Source organism: Paenibacillus sp. FSL K6-1096 (assembly GCF_037977055.1).
Lineage (GTDB): Bacteria > Bacillota > Bacilli > Paenibacillales > Paenibacillaceae > Paenibacillus_AQ.
This window is the reverse complement of the sequence record NZ_CP150274.1, coordinates 7,123,428-7,143,536: the sequence shown is the minus strand read 5'-3', so window position 1 is coordinate 7,143,536 and position 20,109 is coordinate 7,123,428. Positions and strand designations below refer to the sequence as shown.

General features: G+C 55.9%; 17 protein-coding genes. 1 reads left to right on the top strand and 16 read right to left on the bottom strand.

Annotated elements, in window-relative coordinates; translation table 11 throughout:
- Positions 1-273: 273 nt before the first annotated feature.
- The gene (locus MHI24_RS31335; protein ID WP_340023464.1) at positions 274-1,125 is read right to left on the bottom strand and encodes an HAD family hydrolase; all 852 of its coding nucleotides are present in this window, start codon (positions 1,123-1,125) and stop codon (positions 274-276) included.
- A gap of 163 nt (positions 1,126-1,288) precedes the next feature.
- Here MHI24_RS31335 and MHI24_RS31330 point away from each other — a divergent pair, with 163 nt between their 5' ends.
- Complete coding sequence (locus MHI24_RS31330; protein ID WP_340023463.1) at positions 1,289-2,221, top strand: hypothetical protein; 933 nt, start codon at positions 1,289-1,291, stop codon at positions 2,219-2,221.
- A gap of 571 nt (positions 2,222-2,792) precedes the next feature.
- Here MHI24_RS31330 and MHI24_RS31325 read toward each other — a convergent pair.
- From MHI24_RS31325 to MHI24_RS31255, 15 genes are all read right to left on the bottom strand, one after another.
- On the bottom strand, positions 2,793-3,983 hold the full coding sequence (locus MHI24_RS31325; RefSeq protein WP_340023462.1) for an amidohydrolase family protein: 1,191 nt from the start codon (positions 3,981-3,983) through the stop codon (positions 2,793-2,795).
- The gene (locus MHI24_RS31320) at positions 3,980-5,044 is read right to left on the bottom strand and encodes an aminotransferase class V-fold PLP-dependent enzyme (RefSeq protein ID WP_340023461.1); all 1,065 of its coding nucleotides are present in this window, start codon (positions 5,042-5,044) and stop codon (positions 3,980-3,982) included. The genes MHI24_RS31325 and MHI24_RS31320 overlap by 4 nt, the downstream gene beginning before the upstream one ends.
- A 20-nt stretch (positions 5,045-5,064) precedes the next feature.
- Positions 5,065-5,835, bottom strand: a complete 771-nt coding sequence (locus tag MHI24_RS31315; RefSeq protein ID WP_340023460.1) for an ATP-binding cassette domain-containing protein — start codon at positions 5,833-5,835, stop codon at positions 5,065-5,067.
- Entirely contained in the window at positions 5,832-6,590 is a 759-nt protein-coding gene (locus MHI24_RS31310) for an ABC transporter ATP-binding protein (protein WP_340023459.1), read from the bottom strand. The genes MHI24_RS31315 and MHI24_RS31310 overlap by 4 nt, the downstream gene beginning before the upstream one ends.
- Positions 6,587-7,456, bottom strand: coding sequence for an ABC transporter permease (locus MHI24_RS31305; protein WP_340023458.1), 870 nt, complete (start codon positions 7,454-7,456; stop codon positions 6,587-6,589). Before MHI24_RS31305 ends, MHI24_RS31310 begins: the two co-directional genes overlap by 4 nt.
- The gene (locus tag MHI24_RS31300; protein ID WP_340023457.1) at positions 7,453-8,442 is read right to left on the bottom strand and encodes an ABC transporter permease; all 990 of its coding nucleotides are present in this window, start codon (positions 8,440-8,442) and stop codon (positions 7,453-7,455) included. The genes MHI24_RS31305 and MHI24_RS31300 overlap by 4 nt, the downstream gene beginning before the upstream one ends.
- On the bottom strand, positions 8,439-10,058 hold the full coding sequence (locus MHI24_RS31295) for an ABC transporter substrate-binding protein (RefSeq protein WP_340023456.1): 1,620 nt from the start codon (positions 10,056-10,058) through the stop codon (positions 8,439-8,441). The genes MHI24_RS31300 and MHI24_RS31295 overlap by 4 nt, the downstream gene beginning before the upstream one ends.
- A gap of 141 nt (positions 10,059-10,199) precedes the next feature.
- Positions 10,200-11,327: an FAD-binding oxidoreductase gene (locus MHI24_RS31290; protein ID WP_340023455.1), complete on the bottom strand. Its 1,128-nt coding sequence runs from the start codon at positions 11,325-11,327 to the stop codon at positions 10,200-10,202.
- Between the two features lie 33 nt (positions 11,328-11,360).
- Entirely contained in the window at positions 11,361-12,116 is a 756-nt protein-coding gene (locus MHI24_RS31285; protein WP_340023454.1) for an alpha/beta hydrolase, read from the bottom strand.
- Positions 12,117-12,206: 90 nt separating this feature from the next.
- Positions 12,207-13,079, bottom strand: coding sequence for an amidohydrolase family protein (locus tag MHI24_RS31280; RefSeq protein ID WP_340023453.1), 873 nt, complete (start codon positions 13,077-13,079; stop codon positions 12,207-12,209).
- Positions 13,080-13,100: 21 nt separating this feature from the next.
- A complete protein-coding gene (locus tag MHI24_RS31275) occupies positions 13,101-16,214 on the bottom strand; it encodes a GNAT family N-acetyltransferase (RefSeq protein WP_340023452.1) in 3,114 nt (1,037 codons plus the stop codon).
- Between the two features lie 141 nt (positions 16,215-16,355).
- Positions 16,356-16,850 carry a DedA family protein gene (locus MHI24_RS31270; RefSeq protein WP_340023451.1) on the bottom strand — a complete coding sequence of 165 codons (495 nt, stop codon included), beginning with the start codon at positions 16,848-16,850 and terminating at the stop codon, positions 16,356-16,358.
- A gap of 6 nt (positions 16,851-16,856) precedes the next feature.
- Positions 16,857-17,381, bottom strand: a complete 525-nt coding sequence (pssA, locus tag MHI24_RS31265) for a CDP-diacylglycerol--serine O-phosphatidyltransferase (protein ID WP_340023450.1) — start codon at positions 17,379-17,381, stop codon at positions 16,857-16,859.
- 40 nt (positions 17,382-17,421) lie between these two features.
- Complete coding sequence (locus tag MHI24_RS31260; protein WP_340023449.1) at positions 17,422-19,176, bottom strand: HAMP domain-containing sensor histidine kinase; 1,755 nt, start codon at positions 19,174-19,176, stop codon at positions 17,422-17,424.
- Positions 19,173-19,853, bottom strand: coding sequence for a response regulator transcription factor (locus tag MHI24_RS31255; protein WP_340023448.1), 681 nt, complete (start codon positions 19,851-19,853; stop codon positions 19,173-19,175). Before MHI24_RS31255 ends, MHI24_RS31260 begins: the two co-directional genes overlap by 4 nt.
- Positions 19,854-20,109 lie beyond the last annotated feature (256 nt).

Here is a 20,109-nt window from a genome sequence, read left to right as displayed (position 1 = left end):
AAAAGCTGCAAGAAGGTTCTCCTCCTGCAGCTCAAATAAACACAGCAAATCCGTTCCCCGGATACTTATCTCCAGGCAGATTTGAATAAGGATATTTGGACCGGAGTGAAAAGAGGCAGACCCTTCCTGCATATCAACCATAAATTGCGCGCCACAAATAACGCTTGTTTATTGGTCACATTACGCAAGAAATGTCCGCACGATACTCTTCAACTCCATTCGCTTTAATTAAGTGCATTTTAACACGGCTCTTCGCAGAGATCAACCCGTTAGTCAGATCAGTCCGTGCTTCAGGAAGCAGTTATACAGTCCATCATTCTCAATAGAATCAGTAATATCATCAGCAATGGCTTTGAGCTGCCCGCGGGCATTCCCCATGGCAACCCCCACCTGGACATATTCCAGCATCTCCAGATCGTTAAGCCCGTCACCAATCGCCATACTGTCCTCACGCGGGATATTCAAATGCTGCAGGACATCGGCAATAGCCGCAGCCTTATGAACGCCAGGCATCATCAGCTCCCCGCTGTTCTCCCCAAAGATCGGGATGGAGCACTGAATCGCCGTGAACCGGTCCTGTAATTCCTCCTGGATCTGCTGAAAGGGCAGGCTGCTCTCCAAGAAGCACACCTTGTTGACATCATCCAGATATAATTCCTCGTCCCCATAAGTGAGTGTTGCGATATAGGGGTGGGGCGACAGCCTTTTTCTCTCCTGCGCCTCGGGATCATTCAGCAAGTCGCCGTATATTCTTCGTTCCAGATGCGGCTGTAAATGGCGGCTGCCATGAAGTGCCGTATTGGATTCCAGAATGAAATCGACTCCGTTCGCGTTAAAATAATCGATCAAATGCTTCGCATCCTCCGGGGCCACTTTTTTATGATAAAGCAGTTCGCCACCGCTCTCCACATATCCGCCTGCTGCTCCAATCAACCCGTCGAACCCGATCTCCCAGATATAATCATAGATTTCAGGCTTGGAGCGTCCAGTACACAGGTACAGCAAATGCCCGTTCTTCCGCGCCTGCCTGCACGCCTGCACCGCCGATTCCGGGACAACTCCATTCTCCATGAGCAGCGTTCCGTCAATATCGATGAAAATAATCTTTCTGCTGGTCTGATTCATGTCCTCTTCCCCTTTGTCTAGTCTTCCACTGAACTATAGGTTATGAAATGCGTTCCAAGTCAAGCGTTATTTCAGAAGAGCCGCCCGATTCACGGATCCCGGATCTGTCCAAATAATTAGATAGCGTAACTTAGCAAGCATCTTATCCCGTGGGAGGTACATAATGAGAACATTACCAGATTCTTTAGCAAAAACAGCAAGAGCAGTGCTGCTCGGTACTGCCCTGGCTCTGGCAGGCGGCACAGTCTTTACAGGTGTACAGCCGGTAGCTGCTGCCTCCGCATCCGATGCCCAGGCCGTCTACAACCAGTTCCGCAAATACGTCAGCAATCCCGCAAGCCTGGCCCAAGCACGCAAGTATCTGATTAACCATATCTCCCAAGCAGGCTCCTGGTACGGCACGGTAATGACCCTTCAACTGGAGAATGCCCAGAAAGCAGAGCTGGAGCGGTTCTCCGAGAAGCTATATACAGAGTCTGTACAAAAGGCACTAATGGATGCCGAAATTTACAACGACCTGACCTATACGGAGATCCTGAAGCGGGTGAAGCAACCTGCGGTCCGTAAGCTGATTGAAGAGATTTGGGATAAAGGCTACAAGCTGGAGAGCAGCGAAGGTATGTATTATCCGGTGATGCATTATGAAGGCTTCAAGGTATTCAAGCCCTATGTCAGCAAGGATATCGCCGCGTATATTGATATCATGGCAACGGAGAGCAACAAGCCTTCCACCTTCGATGCAGGTATCGTGATCACTTGGGATGAATTGATCGGCAGAGCGGCTGTCATGAGTGATTTCGTCGAGGATTATCCGAAGTCGAACCGGACAGCCGCCATCCGCAATGAAATGTCCTATACCGTTCCTCTAGTCCTGCTCGGCTCAGATAATACATCTGCCTACGAGTATGACACGAAGGAACTGGATCCCGAGCTGCGCAGAGCCTACGACCAGGTTCTAATGGAGGGTCCGGGTGACAACAAAGTACTGAACATTCTGGCCAAACTGCTGCCGCTGCTGGATGCTGCCGGGAACAAGAAGACACCGGAGGTTGAAGCTTATCTGAATCAGGTGGTAAAGCAATATACGGAGCTGTGAATAGTTACGATTAAAACTGAATGACGCTGACGGGTGAAAAGCTGGGAGGGGACTCAGTGCGGAGGCAATGTGTTCGGTTTTTGGCATACATTAGCACATCCGCCTACGTAACAGCCAAATATGTTCGGTTTTTCGCATACAATTGATACACATGCCTATGCAGTGCCCCAATGTGTTCGGTTTTTGGTGTACATTCGGCTTCTGTGCCTCGTCACCGCAAATTGTGTTCGGTTTTTGGCATACATTAGCACATCTGTCTACGTAGCGCTCCATTGTAATCGGTTTTTCGATTATATTCGGCCACATGCCTACGTAGCGCACCAATGTGGTCGGTTTTTCGATTACATTCGGCCACATGCCTACGTAGCGCACCAATGTGGTCGGTTTTTCGATTACATTGGGCACACACGCCTACGCAGCGCTCCAATGTGGGCGGTTTTTCGATTACATTCGGCCACACGCCTACGTAGCGCTCCATTGTAATCGGTTTTTCGATTACATTCGGCCTGCGGGCCATCAGACCGCAAAGAGGCTGTCCTTCCTCAGAAAGGACAGCCTCTTTGCGTAGCTGTTAAATCAGATCCGTCTCCTTAGCAGCGGTAATGACTGCAGCGATACTCTCCCGCAGCTCATCGGCGTTCCGGGCCTGATACGGATCGGCCGTATAGATGACCGCATCGGCCAGATACCCTGCGGCAATCCGGCCCAGCTCATGGCCCTTGCCAAGAATTACAGCGGCATCCTCCGTGGCCGAGCGCCAGGCTTCCGTCCGGCTCAGGCCGTAGCCGATCAGCGTATCCAGCTCCTGCAGATTATTGCCGTGCAGCGCCGGAGTGGCATAATCCGTGCCGAAGCCAAGCCGTACCCCGGCCTCTCGGGCATACCCGATGGCCGCAGCATGAGCATCGGCCGCCCGGGCGGCGCGTTCACAGATAACCGGAGGCAGCGCCAGCACACCAGTGGGATCGGCCGCAATCCGGTAGATGGAAGCGGTCGGCACATAGGCAACGCCGGCTTCGGCGAGTCTTCCGGCCTGGTCCCGGGTGAGGAACATGCCATGCTCGATAGACGTCACCCCAGCCTGTGCAGACCAGTCAATTGTCACTCCGCCCCAGGTATGGACCAGCACCTTCTTCCCATGCTCATGGGCATGACGGACAATGAAGGCGAATTCCTCCTCCGAGAAATTCGGGTCCGTGACCTTCTCAGCCGGTGCGCCGAGACCGCCGGTGGCCATGATCTTGACCCAGCCGGCGCCGGTGGCATAGACCTCAGCCAGCCGCTTCTCCAGATGCCCGATTCCCTTGGCATCGGCTGCACCCAGCATCGCGCTGCTGGTCTCTACCCGCAGCGGCTGCTGATAGTGCTGCACCAGATGCCGGATCGTATCCGGCGGCAGTCCCCCGGCATCGCGGGCAGTGGTTACCCCGGTCCGCAGGGTGGCGGCCAAGGCCTCGGCCTGCATCCGCTCAATCTCCTCGCTATCCCGGGCCAGCTGATCGTCATGATCAAAGTCGGTCCAGGCCAGATGCGTATGCAGGTCGATGATCCCCGGGCTGATCCATAGCTCCTGGGGCGATAACTCCCGGTGAGCAGGCTCCTGTCCCAAATCATCCGGCCCTTCCGATCCCTCATATCCCGGCCCGGCCTCCACCACCGAGGTGAAACGGCCATCCCTGATCTCAATATCGAACCGTTTCCCTGCTACACCTGCGATCTGAATACCTTTGTAATCCTGGAAGGCCGGTTGCTTGAGAATCATACCGTTGCCCCCCATACCTGACGGACAGCCTGCACAGCTTGCCCTGCATCCTGCTCCAGCAGTCCGGCTAGGGTCCGGACCGCTGCCTCCACGCCTTCACGGCTGGCCTGACGGCCGAAGTGATTGATCCGCAGCAGCTGGCCGAACAGCTCCCCGTCCCCAGGGGCCACGATGCCGAGCGGCTGCCGGATCTGGAGCCGCTGTTCCCCGTTAATTCTCACGGTGGTTGTCAACGTAGAATAATGGCGGCTGTCCTTCTGCCACGGCGCAAGCCCCAGCGCCGTGATCCCGGCAATGGCCGAAGCCGCTGCCTGTTCATGCCGTCTGATCACCTGTGGCAAGCCCTCTTCAGCCACTGCATGCAGGGCTTGAATCAGCGCCCTGGCTTCAAGCACCGGAATAAACGGCGGTACACGAAGCGGCGCTGAGCCGTCCTCAGCGGGCCGCAGATCCAGCAGAGACAGAATGGAATTGCGCGGCGCCCGTTCATTGGCCTCCAGGAAGGCCCAGCCGCGCGGTGAAACACTGACCGCACTGACTCCGTTGGGTCCGGCGAGCGCTTTTTGCGCACCAATGATGGCGAAGTCCACCTCCCACTCATCCACAGGCAGGGCTTCTCCCCCGACGGCCGATACGGAATCCGTTACGGTAATCAGGTCATGTTTGCGCGCCAGCCTGAAGATGTCCTCCGCCGGATTCGAGCCGCCAGTCACAACCTCAGCCTGGACGAAGGACAAGGCTACCGGCTGGTACTGCTCAATCGCAGCTGCGACTGCCTCCACGGTAACCACCTGGTCAAAGGGCACCTTCACCTCCACTACATTCGCGCCTCCGCGCTCCAGCCATTGTCCAAACAAGCTGCCGTATGGGCCTGTTACTATGTTCAGAATTGTACGGCCGGGTGCGGCAATTCCCGCAGCGACCGCTTCAATGCCCAGTATAGCCTCGCCGGGGATGATGACCGGAGGATACTGTGTACCCAGAAGTCTGGACAGCTCCTCCGTCAAGGTATTCAGCTCCGTGAGAGTGAGCGGTACAAACCCTGTATATTCCACGTTCATATAGACCTCCTGATGTTATGTTATGAATGATATTCGGGCATCTTCGGAACCGCTGACAACAGCTCACGGCTGTATTCATGTGCCGGGCGGAGGAAGAATTCGTCTCGCGAATTCAGTTCCACCAGCTTCCCCTGGCGCATTACCGCAACAGTATCGCTGACAGCATGAATAACCCCAAGATCGTGGGAAATGAACAGCATTGTCAGATTCAGCTCGGTCCGCAGGGCATGGAACAGCTCCAGCACACTGCGCTGCACAGAGACATCCAGCGCACTGGTCGGCTCGTCGGCGATCAGCAGGCTGGGCTGGACACTGATTGCGCGGGCAATCGCGATCCGCTGGCGCTGGCCGCCGGAGAATTCAGACGGATACCGGTCCAGCGCCCTGGCCGGAAGCTGCACCTGCTCCAGCAGCTCACGGCTTCTGTGCTCCACTTTGGAGCGTTCTACAATCCGGTGGAACAGCAGCGCCTCGGCCAGAATCTGCCGGACCGTATGCCGGGGATTCAGCGAGGCATCCGGGTTCTGGAAGATCATCTGTATCTGCTTATGCTGCTCCCGGCTCCGCTTCCTGCGCAGCTCCCGGGAGCCGAGCAGCAGCTGACCCTCATCCGGGGCAATCAGACCGGCAATCACCCGCGCCAGTGTAGATTTCCCGGAGCCGGATTCTCCGACCAGTCCCAGCGTGGTATGCCGGGGAAGCTCCAGCGTGATCTGATCCAGCGCGGTGTAATCCCCGTAACGGACAGTGATATCCTTGACTTGCAGTGCTGCTTCTGCTGCTTCTATCATATAGCGCCTCCTCCTTCCAGCTCCGGCAAGGGAAGCACAGAATCGATGAGCATCTGCGTATAGGCCTCAGCAGGATGCTGCAACAGTGCCGGAGTTGCTCCATATTCGACAATCCGGCCTTGCTTCATCACCGCGAGTCTTGCGCACAGATTCGCTGCAATCGCCAGATTGTGGGTAACGAAGACCATGGCGAAGCCCAGCTCCTGCTGGAGGTCCGTTATCGTGTCAATAATCTGGCGCTGCACCGTTACATCCAGCGCCGTGGTCGGCTCATCACAGAGCAGAATGCCCGGCTTGCAGGCCAGCGCGAGCGCAATAACTACGCGCTGGCATTGCCCGCCGGAGAGCTGGCTGGGGTAACGGTCTTTCATAGCCAGAGAATCGGGAAGCCCCAGCCGGGCAAGCAGCTCGAGGGCGATGCTCCGCGCAGCCTTGAGGCTGGTCTTCTGCCTGTAATAGACGACCTCTGTCACCTGCTTCACAACTGGACAGAGCGGGTCCAATGAACCGCGCGGGTCCTGGAACACCATGGCGCTGACCGCCTTGCTGCGGATCACTCCCCCGGTCTGTTCCACCCCTCGCGGCAGCAGGCCGAGAATGGCCCGCAGCGTCAGCGATTTGCCGGAGCCGGATTCCCCGACCAGCCCGAGGCTCTCCCCGGCAGCCAGCGAGAAGCTGACCTCATCCACCAGCACCTCCCCCGACGCAGCCGTGAGTGTCAACGATTCAACTTCCAGTACAGATGGTGTGGTCATGATTTTCTCCTCCAGATATCGGCCAGGCCGTCGCCCAGCAGCGACAGCGCAATTCCCGTATACACCACAGCGAAGCCTGGAACGGCCGACAGCCACCATGCGGTAGTAATGAACGGCTGGCCGTCGGCGATCATTGTTCCCCAGTCCGGTGTCGGCGGAGCAATACCGATGCCCAGATACCCCAGCGTAACGATCGCTACCAGCAGCCCGATCATATCGGTCATCAGCACAACCACAGCTTGCGGCAGCACATTCGGCAGCAGATGGCGTAGAAGAATCCGGTGGCCGGGCAGGCCCAGCGTCTGGGCGGAAGCAATCCACTCCTGCTTGCGGAAGGATGCACTGAGGCCTCTGACCACACGGGCGAATACAATCCAGCCGACCAGAATGAAGGTAATATAGATCCCCCGCTCCCCGGCGCCGCTGGCGAAGGCCACAATAATGACGATCAGATAGAACGGGAAGGCGATAAAAGCATCAGTAATTAGCGAAATCACCCGGTCAATCCATTTGCCGTAATACCCCGAGATCATCCCCAGCAGCACTCCGGTGCAGAATGGAATAATCTCAGCCAGGATCATAATCGCCAGATCCGTGCGGGCGGCATAGAGCAGTCTTGTCAGCAAATCCCGGCCGAGCTGGTCGGTTCCGAGCCAATGGGCAGCGGAGGGCGGCTGCAGGAAGGCGCTCAGATTCTGCTCCGACGGATCATAGGGGCTTAAGTATGGGACAAGCACAGCGAGCAGAATCAGGATGGCGAACATCAGGATTCCTGTCAGCAGCGATGGAGTTTTCACAATCCGCCGCAGCGCGCTTGGTCTTGTGCTTTTGTCCGTGAGAATCGGTTCTGAATGTATGTTATTCATGGTTGCGCCTTCGTTCTGGGATCAAGCCACCCGGAGATAATCTCAGTCAGCAGACTGATCATGACAACTGCCAGCGCGCAATACAGGGCAATCCCCTGAATCACAGGGAAGTCACGGCTTGAGATCGAGGTGAACAGCAGACTGCCGATGCCCTTAATCCCAAAGACCTGCTCCACCACCAGAGTCCCCCCGATCAGATAGGAGATATTGACGCCCAGCAGCATCAGGGTCGGCAGCGCCGAATTGCGCAGCACATGCTTGAACAGAATTACCCGGGAAGGGATGCCGGCCGCCCGCAGCGTAACGACGAATTCAGACTCCAGCACCTCCAGCATCTGCGCACGCAGCGAACGGACAAGCGTAGGAATCTGTGAAAAAGCCACCGTCACCGCCGGAAGCACCAGGCTGTGCAGCGTGGACAGCCCCCCTTCGCCGCTTCCCCCTACAGGGAACCAGCCGAGCCGGACGCTGAAGAGCAGAATGAACAGCAGACCTACCCAGAAGACGGGCATCCCGAGTGTAACCGCAGGGATAATGCGGATAAGATGATCCAGCAGCTTGTCCTTCTGTGTGGCTGCAAGCACTGCAAGGATAAGCGAAGCTAAGATGGCTATTATTGAAGCTAGAACAATCAGCAGTAGTGTGACAGGTGCGCGCTGTGCAATCAGCTCCCGGGTGGAGGTTCCGCTGACAATCGAGTTCCCGGTATCTCCTTGGGTAAACAGCGTCTTGACGAACCGGATGAATTGCTCCCACAAGGGAAGATCCAGCCCAAGCGTGTGATGCATCGATTGCAGCGCTTCTGGCGTGCTGTATTCGCCGAGAATCATTTTGGCAGGATCGCCGGGCACGATCCGGATGAGGAAGAAGACCGCCGTCATTACGCAGAGGATAACAATTAAGGCCCTTACTAGGGCTGTTCCCAGCCACTTGTAAGAACCATTGTTTCCAGCTGCACCCGTCAGGGTCAGTCTGGGCTTCATCATTGGCCTATGCGGACATCTTCCAGACGAAGGCTGCCGTTAGGCAGAACCACCAGTCCTTCGACAGAAGAACGGGCACCGATCAGGATGTCAGGATAGTATAACGGAATGTACGGCACTTCATCGGCAAGGATCTGCAGCAGCTTGCTGTAGATGGCGGCCCGGCCTTCACCGTCAGCTGTCTTCTGTCCTTCATATAACAGCTTGGTCACATCGCTATTGGTGTAATGGGTCCAATACGATTTGCTGAAGCCCTCAGGGTCAGTCTGGAACGCCAGAATGGAGTTCGCTTCAGGGGAGTCGGCCTGGCCGCTGTTCAGCATCGCCGCGAAATCGTAAGCGAAGAAGCGTTCGCGGAAGGTGGCCAGCTCAACCGATTCAATCTCGATCTTGATGCCGATAGCCTGGCCGGCAGCCTGGATAATCTGCGCTTCCTGGGCCCGGGTGCTGTTGCCGGAGGCGACCAGCAGCTTGGTGGTGAAGCCGTCCGGGAAGGCCGACTTGGCCAGCTCCGCCTTCGCTGCGGCTGTATCGAAATCGAGCGTTTTGAGCGTGTCATTGGCGTTGTAAGGAATCGTTGGCGGCAGCAATGACTTCGCTGTCTGGGCATAGCCGAAGGTCAGTGCCTTGGTCAGACCTTCACGGTCGATGGCCAGCGCCAGCGCGCGGCGGACATGCACATCGGAGAAGTGCTTATCCAGTGTATTGAAGAACAGCTGCTCTGTAACCCAGCTTCCGTTCGTTGCAACAGTTGTGTCTGCGCCATTCTTAATTTCTCCTGCATTCTGGAGAGACAAGGCTTCAACCGCATTAACCGATCCGGCTTTAAGCTGGTTGATGGCCTGGCTGTCATCCTGAATCAGCTTATAGACCAGCTTGTCGATGTAGGGCTTGCCTTCCTTCCAATAGTTGGTGTTCTTAGTGAAGGTTACATCCCCTGCCGGGTCCCAGCTCTCGACCACGAACGGGCCTGTGCCTACCGGCTTCTTGAAGAATTCCTCTTCGCTTACACCGCCGAAGTCCTTAGGGATGATGCCGTTCGAGAAGTTCGACAGCTCCGAAATGAAGGGAGTATACGGCTCTTTCAGCGTGATTACGAGCGTTTTGTCATCCTGAGCCTTGACGGTATCCACCTTGGCCGAGATCGCCAGCGGGCCGCCCACCTTCAGATGCCGTTCCAGAGAGAACACTGCATCCGCTGCCGTGACCGGCGTTGCGTTCGAGAACTTCAGGCCGTCACGCAGGACGAAGGTATACGTCAAGCCGTCTTCACTGATCGTATGCGACTCTGCGAGCTGATCCGTAATTTCACCCTTGCTGTCAAAAGCCACCAGCGATTCAAACACTTTATCAATCGCAAATGCGTTATTCGACGTAATCTGGTTATGCAGATCGAAGGAAGTAACAGAAGCCGGACGGCCATAGACGAAGGTGCCGCCTGCGGCAGGCTCTGCCGGTGCTGCGGTTTGCGCTGCGGCCGGGCTTGCGCTGGCCTGGGCGTTACTGCCGGATTCGGCAGGATTCGCAGCCCCCGAGCAGCCGGATAGAAGCGAAACGAACAATATGGCCAGCGAACCCAGCCCGGCTGTTTTGCGGAGTGAAGATTTTAAGTTAATCACAGTGTGATCCACCCTTCCTATAAATCATATATGTTTAGTATGGATTGTATTATGGGACAGAGCTTCCCTTCTGTCAAACAAAAAATCAGCCGGGCCGCAGAATTGACTCTGAATGTTCCAATGCAGGAAATGTATTCGTAATCATTGACTGTCTACCGCTGACTGAATGCTATAATCTTCCAGCTCCATATCAGGCTCCATGCCAAGCGCCAGCTTCGCCAATTGACAGCCGATGAAGGGACCCATCGTTAGTCCCGAGGCCCCCAGCCCGTTAGCGGCAAGCAGGCCCTTCCATCCGGGGACGGCTCCGATAACCGGCAGATACCCTGGGGTGAACGGACGGAATCCGACCCTCACCTCACGATAGATGCCCTCAGAGAGTCCGGGTGCGGTCTCCAGACCCTTATTCAGAATCTCCTGCATCCCCCCGGCGGTCACTCTAGTATTATATCCTTCAATATTATTCTCATGAGTCGCTCCAATGATAATCTGTCCCCCGGCAAAGGCCAGCAGGTATTGATCACTCGGCGGAATCACTACCGGCCACTCCTCCGTATCCTTATGATCCGCCATCTCCAGATGCATAATCTGCCCCTTCTGGTAGCTGACCTTGAAGTCTATACCAAGCGGACGGAGCAGCGGATTCGCCCATGCCCCTGCACATATAATAACTTTATCCGCCGGAATGAAGTCCTCATCCACCATAACCCCGGTCACCTGCCCGGGTTCCACCTGGAGTACCGCATCCCCGGTAAGCAGCACGGCACCATGCCGCTGCGCAGAACGAAGCAGAGCGTCCCGCAGGGCGCGTCCGTCTACCCGGGCAGCGCCGCTGATATGCACCGAGGTAGCCCCTTCGGCCAGCAGCGGGAAGCGTTCGCGGGTCTCCTCAGCGGTCAGCCGCATAATCTCGCCGATCTCCGGGGCGTCTGCCAGACGCATCCGGGCACGTTCTTCTATTTTGTCGAGCTTGCCTTCATCTGTATGTATACTAAGCGCGCCCACCCGGGCATAACCGGTATCCGTTTCGCCTCCCTGCATCAGCTCTCCGATCAGTCCGGGGTAGAAGCGCGCCCCCGCCTTCGCCAGCCGGTACCAGGCCTGATTGCGCCGCTGGGAGAGCCAGGGACAGATGATGCCTGCGGCAGCATCCGTAGCCTGTCCGGGTTCTTGGCGGTCCACCACTACCACCTCTGCCCCCCGTTTTGCCAATTGATAAGCGGTGGATGCGCCAAGGATGCCTGCGCCGATCACGATTACTTTGGTCATAAACAATGTACGCCCTTTCTGTACGCCCCTGATTTAGTGAATAGGGTTCCTCGCCAAAAATTCAAGGATGGTGTCATTCACCAGAACCGGCTGTTCCCTCAGCATATGCGGGCGGTGGCTTGCTCCCTGCACGATCAGCGTACTGGAATTCTTCATCAGCGATGCCAGCTTCGCCGTCTTCTCCGGGCCTGCGAACGGATCAAGCTCACCTGAAATCAGCAGCGCCGGACAAGCAATTTTACTTAGCTGAGCTTCTGTGAGGTCGGGGTATTTGATCCAGTCCTGCACCGTTTGGCGCAAATACTCCTGCCAGTTCCCCCGGTGGGCCTCCTGATGTCTCTCCATCATCTGACCGATGAATGCCTGTTGCCCGCTGGCCAGCAGCCGCTCCGGTTCATACTCCTCCGCTCCCTGCGGTTCACAGCAGCCGCTGGTTCCGATCGTCGTAAGCGTAGCCACCCGTCCGGGGTGATTCGCAGCCAGATACAACCCTACGCCAGCTCCCATGCTATATCCAATGAGATGTGCCTGCTTCATCTTCATCTGCTCCATGAATGCTGCCACATCCTCAGCGATTTGCGGCATAGACCAATCCAGACTGCTGCTTCTGGTTCTGCCATGCCCCCTGAGATCAGGGAAATAGCAAGCGTACCGGTTCTGGAACTCCAGCAATTGGCTGCTGAATGCCAGTATACTGCGCGAATAGTGACTGTGCAAGAAAATAACCGGCTCCCCGGTTCCCAGCTGTTCATAGAATAGCTCCAGATCGTTCAACTGCAGATAAGGCATTATTCATTCCCTCTCTCCTATGATTTCACATCAGGCCCGCAACAGGTAAAAACCCCCGGAACATCCATTCCAGGGGAAACAGTCAGGTCACTATAGATTCAGTTCTCTCATCCGCTGTTCCAGCTTAGGGAACACCCGGAGCGCGTTGTTGTAGAAGACATCCTCCCAATGGGCTTCCGGGATCAGATGCTTCACGAAGGGGATATAGGCTGCAAGCGGAACCAGCGGCCAGTCAGTACCGAAGACCAGCCGGTCGTATTTCTCGGCGAATACAATGGCCCGGCGGAAATGATCGGTATAGGTCTGCTCGGTCATCAGCCGGTCCACCTTGGCCTGATCGCCCACAATCCAACCGGACAAGTCGGTGCACAGATTAGGGTTCTTTTCCAACAGGGCTGCGGTGTCCATTACCCAAGGGTCGCCGAGGTGGCAGAGCATGAAGGTGATGTCCCGGTGCTTCAGGAAGGTCTCCTCCATGGACAGCGGATGAGAATACTTGAGCAGTCCCTGGTCCGCATAGGTCAGTCCGCCGTGAATCACCACCGGCAGGCGATAGGCCGCAGCCAGCTTATAGACCGGATCATAGATGGCATCGCCCACATTGAAATGGTAGTATCCGGCATACAGCTTGATCCCAACGACATCCTCCCGCTGCAGAGAGGCTTCCAGCGCTTCCAGCTGCCCCTCCAGATGGAGGGTAAGCGGGTTGATGCCGACACAGGTGAACAGGTTCTCCGGGAGTGCAGCGCTCAGATCAAGCAGCATGGGATTAAGCGCCTCTGCATCCGGGAAAGCACCGGCAACCGTCTCGGTCACGCCCATTCCCACACCGGCTACAACCCCGCTCTGCCGGAACTCCTCCTGGAGTCCCTTGCCGGTGTAGTCAATATACGCCAGGTTCTCGGCCGTATCATGGAAGGCGGCAATGTTGGAGTAATGCACATGTGCGTCAATGATTCTCATCCATAGCTTCCTTTCTGTTCATTACTTCTTGAACCGGATCGACAGCAGATCGGCATAAGCCTGCTCCGGTGCCTGCAGATCCGAGATCAGGTAAAATTGGGGCTGGGTGAACCGTTCCTCTCCATCCTGCAGATGCAGGTACTGCTCCGTGTAGGTCATCATCGCCTCGGCATTGACCATCAGTGAGGAGGAAGAATGCTCCGGCGTTATAGCCTGTGTCAGGCGTTCCTTCCGTTCTTCAGAGCCGAGCTGGATCAGCCCGTTGTCACTTTTGGCACCTGTCTGCACTCCGCCACCCTTGTATACCACCAGCTGCCCGCTGCTGTTCTTGACATAGAATCTGCCTTGTGTGATCTCAGAGGCGGCTTTATAGAAGGTCGGGGTCTCCAGGCTCAGCGGATACAGCGGTCTGCCGGTATTCTGCTCCACATATACGGTACGGGCAAGTACAGGAACACCCGGAAGCAGCATGAAGTATTGATGCAGGGTAAGTCCCCGGTATTGCTCGTTCTTCTGAATCGTAACACTTACGCGGATGCCTGACCAGCGGTTGCCCTTATTATCCGTTAAGTCGGCGAATTCAGCGGCAGCCTCTTCCTCCAGCATAGTCCGCGGTGTAACATCCCCCATCAAGGTCAGAATCCCGCCGACCCACGGGTTCCACCAGGACTTGGCTACCGGCTGCGGGAAGGAGGAATCCAGCCATTCCTGGCCCTCATACACCACCGAGAACAATCCCGGTGCAAAATCAGGACTGGCCTGTATGCGCAGAACTCCATTGTCCGCGGCCAGAACCCTGGACCCGCTTACTTCCAGCCTCTCCTGCCGTACTGCCCCGTCCTGGACCGGCAAGGCCAGGAAGGTGCGGTCCAGCTCATACCCCTCCATATCCAGATGCAGGGTAAGCACATCCGGTTCCGGACTGCCGGAGAAGGTCAGCGGAAGCGTGGCCTCCGTAAGCTTCTCCTCCCCGGGCAGCTCAAGCCGGGCTTCTTCAATACTGCCCTTACTGGAGGATACATGGATCTCCCCATCCAGATAACTCATCTTCTGCTCCTGAAGCGTTAGCGCAAACTGGCCGCTGATGAACGGATTGCCGTTATTCAGGGCCGCCTCCAGCGGCAGCCCGGCCTTCAGCTCCTCATTACCATTGCCTTGAAGCAGCGCATACGCACGGAAATCCTGCCAGCGGTCCCAGGTCCCCAGCGCAATCCGCAGCGGACGGGTCACCGCATGGCTTCCCGCCGGAATCCGGCCCAGCGAATGCTCAACGGCGTGCAGCCACGATTCCTGGATCAGCTCTAATTCTGCGGGCCAACTGATTCCCATTGGCGTCTCACCCTTCGTAAAGATCCAGTTCTCCGTAAATTTATTGCCTTCCCAATAGTCCAGATCAGAGGCTTCCTCGCCTAAGCTAAGATCCAGATATTTGCCGTTATAAGGGAGAACACTGTCACGAAGGCCAAACTGAAAGCTGTCCTTCAAGATCAGGTCCTCCACCTGACCGGTATCCAGCGGGTTGTGAATGCTGTAATGCCGGGAGATCAGGCCGTTGTTCTGCAGCTTCACCACCATGGTCAGCCTAAGTCCTTCCCGGTTGCTGATGTTATAGTCGGCTTCAAGGACGATAGCTTCCTGCTCGCGGTGAATCTTCACGTCCAGCGGAGCGAACTTCTTGAATTCATCCGTATACGGGCGGCCGAACTTGGGATAAGGCAGCGTAACGAGCGTCTTGCGGCCCTCCCGCAAATACAGCTTGTTGCTGGATAGGTCCAGCACTGCCGCATACTTCCCGCTGCAGATGATCCAGGCTTCATCGGTCTTGCCGCCAAAGGCAGCATCCGCCCCCGGAAAGACCATGCTCAGCTCCTGCTCCAGCACAGGCGCTTCCATGCCCTCCTCCAGCCGGAGGATGCCAACCTTATGATGCCAGATGCCGTAATCCAGCAGCCGGGCCTTAACTTTAACCGTTCTCCGGCTGTTGGCCGGAACCTCCACGGCAACCCGGTTCTGCGCGAAAGCCAGAATGCCGTCCTCCGGCAGCGCAAAGACAAACGCCGAGTCGTCACTGTACTTATTCTCAACCGTCACATCCAGCTCAACCTCTTCGCCCGTGAAGACGGCCCGCTCCGGCAGCTGGAGCTTCACTTTGACCGGATATTTGGGCTTCACGCCGAGCTTGAATACGGCAGGCAGGCCGTTAATGAGCAGCTCAGCCTCTACGACCGGATGGGTCTGGAAGGGATTCTGCTCCTCCTCCACCGGATGAATGAAGAAGCTGCCCTCAATCCGTGCCTCGGCCCCAATCTCCCGCGCCTCCTTCAGCTCAAAACGGATCTGCGGATTGCTTACACCGGTCACCTGCAGCGACAAGGGCTTGCCGCTTTTGTTCACGGCCTCATAGACCACCGGATACTCCGCACCGAAGGGCAGCTCATGCGAGGCAGGAATCGTAGCCTGTATCCGGTAATCATCCGTCTCAATCAGGCGCAGGCCGCGGCCGGTCCGCTCATATTCCATGCGCAGAGACACCCCGTCCTTCAGCCATTCATATGTAAAATAGTCAAACCCGTCCGCGCCATGGCCGTCAGGCTCCACCTCAATTTTGCGGATGCTGTCGTTGTACCAGTCTATTTTCTCAAAAAAAGCGCTTACGGCGCCAGTCTGAAGCACCGAAGGAATGAAGTTCATCAGGTGGGTCGTATCATCCCGCTTCTCCCAGAAGAACCCGCTCTTCTTATAGGTGGGAACCGCCTTCACATTGCCGGGCCATGTATACAAGTCAAGCCGGGGCCAGCCAAGCGTAATCGTCTCTTCTATAGCACGGCGGACCAGCCGCTTGCCCACCTTGCGTCCATGGTAATCCGGCCTCACATTCAGCAGCGCAATATAGAGCGCCCCGGTATCCTCCTTGTAGTGGGAGAAGCTGCAATAGCCGATCACTTCTCCGCCGGTGACGGCCAGGAACAGCTTGAGCATCGGATTGATCTCATGCTCGCGCAGCACGCTCTCCTCGGTCTGGTATGAGCTGTCGCCGCCCCAGCTCTGCGAGCTGGCGTTCCACATCTCGGCGATGGAAGCAGCATGTCGTTCGGGTACGTATTCTTCAATAATGATGTCATTTGATTCTGGCATTGCAGACAGACCTCCTCGGATCACTGGTATTCTCGCAGAATAGAATAAATAACCACTTTAACTATTTGTAGTATATAACAGATGAATTAACCGCTGTAAGATCTAATTCAATTATAGAAGATTATTACCTGGCTTCCAAACTTAGACGAAGCTCAGCCTGGAGCCGACCAGATAGCCGATCGATACGAACAGCAGCGACCAGAGGAAGGCACCGGCCACCGTAACCGCCAGATACTTCCTGAACGACATGGCGCTGATGCCGGAGACATAGCTGGTTACATGGCGGATGCCGGGGACGAAATAGGCGATGAAGATTGTCCAGTTGCCGAACCGGAAGAACCAGCGTTTGACACTGGCGAATCTTCTCGGCGTCAGCCCCACCCATTTCCCGTACCGGTCCACCACCGGCTGGCCTACCCGAAGACCAATGGTATAACTGATCATCATACCGGTGATAGAGCCTATGAAGCACACCAGGACCGAGAGAGAGTAATCCAGCACCATTGTGGAGGATAAATAGCCGACGAAGAGCGTCAGCAGCTCATCCGGAACCGGAAGCCCGAGCAGCCCCAGTGCCAGCAGAGCAAAAATTGCTATATATCCGTATTGTGAGATCATCTCAATGACCCATGGCATGATAGTTCACTTCCTGTTAACGATATTTTTGATGGAGGGGAACGGGACTCTGCTAATCATCAGCATGGACAAGAGGCCCATAATCAGAACGATCAGCTCCGGCTTCAGCCGGTCACTGGTCAGCGCAACTACTGAGAGAATGACTCCTGCGGCTGTAATCGGAATACCGGTGAATCCTTTGGCGGGAGCTGAGATATTGAATCTGGCCAGGCGCAGCGCACCGCAGAACAGGAACACGACAGCTGCCGCAGTCCCGAGCGCATGCACATTCTCCAGACGATGGAACAGAATCAGGAAGGCCGGGGCGATGCCGAAGGAGATAATATCCGCCAGCGAATCCAGCTGTTTGCCGAAATCGCTGGTGCAGTGCAGCATCCGGGCCAGCAGCCCGTCCATCACATCGCACAGGGCCGCCAGCAGAATCATAGATAAAGCGAGATGATAACGTTCTTGAATGGTGAATAGCAGCGAGAATGAGCCGAGGCCCAGGTTACCCAGCGTGCACATTGAGGGCAGCCAGTTCCATTTCATGCTGGTTCACTCCTTTTCTGACAAAATGATAACGGATGCCTTAGCCGACAAACGTAATATTGAAGCAAACGCCGTCCTTAGTGTTGCTCACTGTATAGCGGCAGCCGTGCATATCCAGAATCTGCTTCGCGATCGAGAGGCCGAGTCCGGTCCCTCCGGTCAGGCGGCTGCGGGACGGCTCAATCCGGTAGAACCGCTCCCAGATATGCTTAAGCTGATCCTCGGGGATCTGCTCCCCGGTGTTATAAACAGAGAATAAAAGATCCTTAGCCTGACTCACCAGCATAACGGTTATTGTGCTGCCTTCTTCGGCGTGCCTGATCGCATTGGTCAGCAGATTGCTGATCACCTGCTCAATCCAGGTCTCATCTGCATAGACAGGCTGTTCATTCGCAGGAATGACGACTACATCGAGCTGTTTGGCCTGCAGGGAATGGACCAGCTTATCCGTGACCTTCTCGGTCAGCTCACTGAGCATGAAGGAGGTGCGGCGCAGCTTGATTGTCCCCGATTCCAGACGGGCCAGGTCCAGCATATCCTTGACCAGGAACTCCATTTTGTCGGCTTCCTCGATAATGACTTTAATATAATGATCCTGCTTGCCGGCGCTTACTCCGTCCTCCAGCCCTTCGGCGAAGCCCTTGATAATGCTGAGCGGGGTCTTCAATTCATGGGAGGCGCTGGCAAAAAACTCCTGCTGCATCTGCTCCAGCTTCTTCTTCTGTTCCATCTCTTCCACCAGCTGCTGATTCGTCTCGCGAAGCTCGGTGAGCGCAGAGTCGAGGCTCTGTGACAAGATGAACATGCTTCTGGACAGGTTGCCCAGCTCATCCTTCTGGCGGATCGAAGGAGGACCGCTGAAATCAAGCGCCACCATCCGTTTCGCGGTATTATTGAGCTTGATTAGCGGGCGGGTCACCATTTTGGAATAAAAAAGTGACAGAACCAGGATCAGCGCAAATCCGCCGAGGCCCAGGTATAGAAAGAACCAGCGCAGCGCAGCATTGGAATCCCTGATATCCTGCATGGAGGTTACCGTGAACAGAAGCTCGATCTCCCCGCCCGCCCGCTCTACAGGCACAATCAGGACCGAATTGCGGATACCGCTCCAGGGCGCGGTCCAATCCTCTTGTACCGTATCCAGATTACGCAGCTTCGTGAGCTGCTCCGGGGTCAGCGGGAACCACTCCTCCATGGCTTCGTAGAGGATGCCCTGCCGAGGATTCCAGAGCTTCAGGTCCGGCAGTACCAGCTCGGTAATCGTCCCGGAAATAGTGCTGGCCCCGCCTTCATCCTCCTCGCCGACCGGCGGTTGTCCCTGCTTGGTAATGGTGAACGGATAGAAGGTATCCCCGAGTGCGCTCTCGTCTGTGAAATGCTCTCCCACAACCGTAACCTGATCATTCTCCTTCAGATCGGCATTCCGCAGCATGTCCCCATACTGGTTCATGAACAGCGACATGGGAACTATCTGCACCTTACCCGATTCATCCATCACCCTCATGCGGAACGGATCTTCGGATTTCATCCGGCCGTCCGGCCTCAGAATAATCATCTGCGTCTTGTTACGCAGCATGAACCGCACCAGCTCGCGGGACGTCCGGTTCCGGCTCCAGGCCTCGTGCGTATAGCTGGCCGCGAAGCTCTTGAGCTGCTTCTCGACGCGGGCCTCCTTCTGATGCTGATAGAAGCTGTCGAAGAACAGGAACTGTCCCAGAATCACCATGCCGTAAAAGCACACAAAGAAGATCACGGTCATTACAAAAAGCTTAAAGGTAATGCTCCATCTTTTCATTCCTCGTCCTCGAATCTGTAGCCTGTGCCTACAACGGTACGGATGAAGCGGGATTCATAACCCAGCTTGCTGCGCAATTTCTTGATATGGCTGTCCACCACGCGGGAATCCCCCTCAAATTCAATGCCCCACACCCGGCTGAGGATCGTATCTCTAGCTATCACCGTGCCTTTGTTGCGGACCAGGAGCCACAGGAGATCATATTCCTTCGGGGTCAGCTCCACATCTGCGCCTTCCACCTCCAGGCGGTGCGCCAGCGTATTGAAGATTGCCGTGCCGAACCTCACCACCCCGGACTCCGGCTCATGGGCACCCTCCACCCGCTTCATCAGCGCGTTGGCCCGGGCGACCAGCACCTTGGGACTGAAGGGCTTGGTGACATAATCATCCGCTCCGAGCTCAAAGCCGTGGATTTTGTCATCATCGGCGGACTTGGCGGTCAGGAGAATAATCGGGGTAGCTGATTTGCGGCGGATCTCCCGGCACACCTCGAAGCCGTCCAGCTTGGGCATCATAATATCGAGAATCAGCAGATCCGGCAGCAGCGAATCGAACCAGAGCAGCGCATCCTGGCCGTTGTCAGCCTCGCGTACCTCCCAGCCGTCGCGGATGAAATAATCCGAGACCAGCTCGCGAATCCGCAGCTCATCTTCGACAAGCAGCAATTTTTTCTTCAATAGAACTCCCTGCTTTCCAAGCGTTTATATCTCACATCATAGTCTAGCGGTATGTCCTTTATGTGTCCTGATCCATCATGCGGGGAAATAGTAATAGGTCTGACTGACAATGGTCTGATAATATTAGCATTATCGGCTTCTTCTAGTAGAAACAGAACCGTATCCGCGAAGAAAATTAAGACTTATCCGTTTGGACGAAATAGCGCCGACAGGGGGAACTGAATTTGTAATGGGTTTTCCGATTACATTGGGGCCG

Excerpts from the sequence above, each read along its gene's own strand:
- MHI24_RS31310 (WP_340023459.1), bottom strand. The coding sequence starts at position 6,590 with ATGACCACACCATCTGTACTGGAAGTTGAATCGTTGACACTCACGGCT.
- MHI24_RS31290 (WP_340023455.1), bottom strand. The coding sequence starts at position 11,327 with ATGACCAAAGTAATCGTGATCGGCGCAGGCATCCTTGGCGCATCCACC.
- MHI24_RS31315 (WP_340023460.1), bottom strand. The coding sequence starts at position 5,835 with ATGATAGAAGCAGCAGAAGCAGCACTGCAAGTCAAGGATATCACTGTC.
- MHI24_RS31275 (WP_340023452.1), bottom strand. The coding sequence starts at position 16,214 with ATGCCAGAATCAAATGACATCATTATTGAAGAATACGTACCCGAACGA.
- MHI24_RS31285 (WP_340023454.1), bottom strand. The coding sequence starts at position 12,116 with ATGCCTTATCTGCAGTTGAACGATCTGGAGCTATTCTATGAACAGCTG.
- MHI24_RS31330 (WP_340023463.1), top strand. The coding sequence starts at position 1,289 with ATGAGAACATTACCAGATTCTTTAGCAAAAACAGCAAGAGCAGTGCTG.
- MHI24_RS31335 (WP_340023464.1), bottom strand. The coding sequence starts at position 1,125 with ATGAATCAGACCAGCAGAAAGATTATTTTCATCGATATTGACGGAACG.
- MHI24_RS31320 (WP_340023461.1), bottom strand. The coding sequence starts at position 5,044 with ATGAACGTGGAATATACAGGGTTTGTACCGCTCACTCTCACGGAGCTG.
- MHI24_RS31260 (WP_340023449.1), bottom strand. The coding sequence starts at position 19,176 with ATGAAAAGATGGAGCATTACCTTTAAGCTTTTTGTAATGACCGTGATC.
- MHI24_RS31280 (WP_340023453.1), bottom strand. The coding sequence starts at position 13,079 with ATGAGAATCATTGACGCACATGTGCATTACTCCAACATTGCCGCCTTC.
- pssA (WP_340023450.1), bottom strand. The coding sequence starts at position 17,381 with ATGAAATGGAACTGGCTGCCCTCAATGTGCACGCTGGGTAACCTGGGC.
- MHI24_RS31300 (WP_340023457.1), bottom strand. The coding sequence starts at position 8,442 with ATGATGAAGCCCAGACTGACCCTGACGGGTGCAGCTGGAAACAATGGT.
- MHI24_RS31325 (WP_340023462.1), bottom strand. The coding sequence starts at position 3,983 with ATGATTCTCAAGCAACCGGCCTTCCAGGATTACAAAGGTATTCAGATC.
- MHI24_RS31270 (WP_340023451.1), bottom strand. The coding sequence starts at position 16,850 with ATGCCATGGGTCATTGAGATGATCTCACAATACGGATATATAGCAATT.
- MHI24_RS31305 (WP_340023458.1), bottom strand. The coding sequence starts at position 7,456 with ATGAATAACATACATTCAGAACCGATTCTCACGGACAAAAGCACAAGA.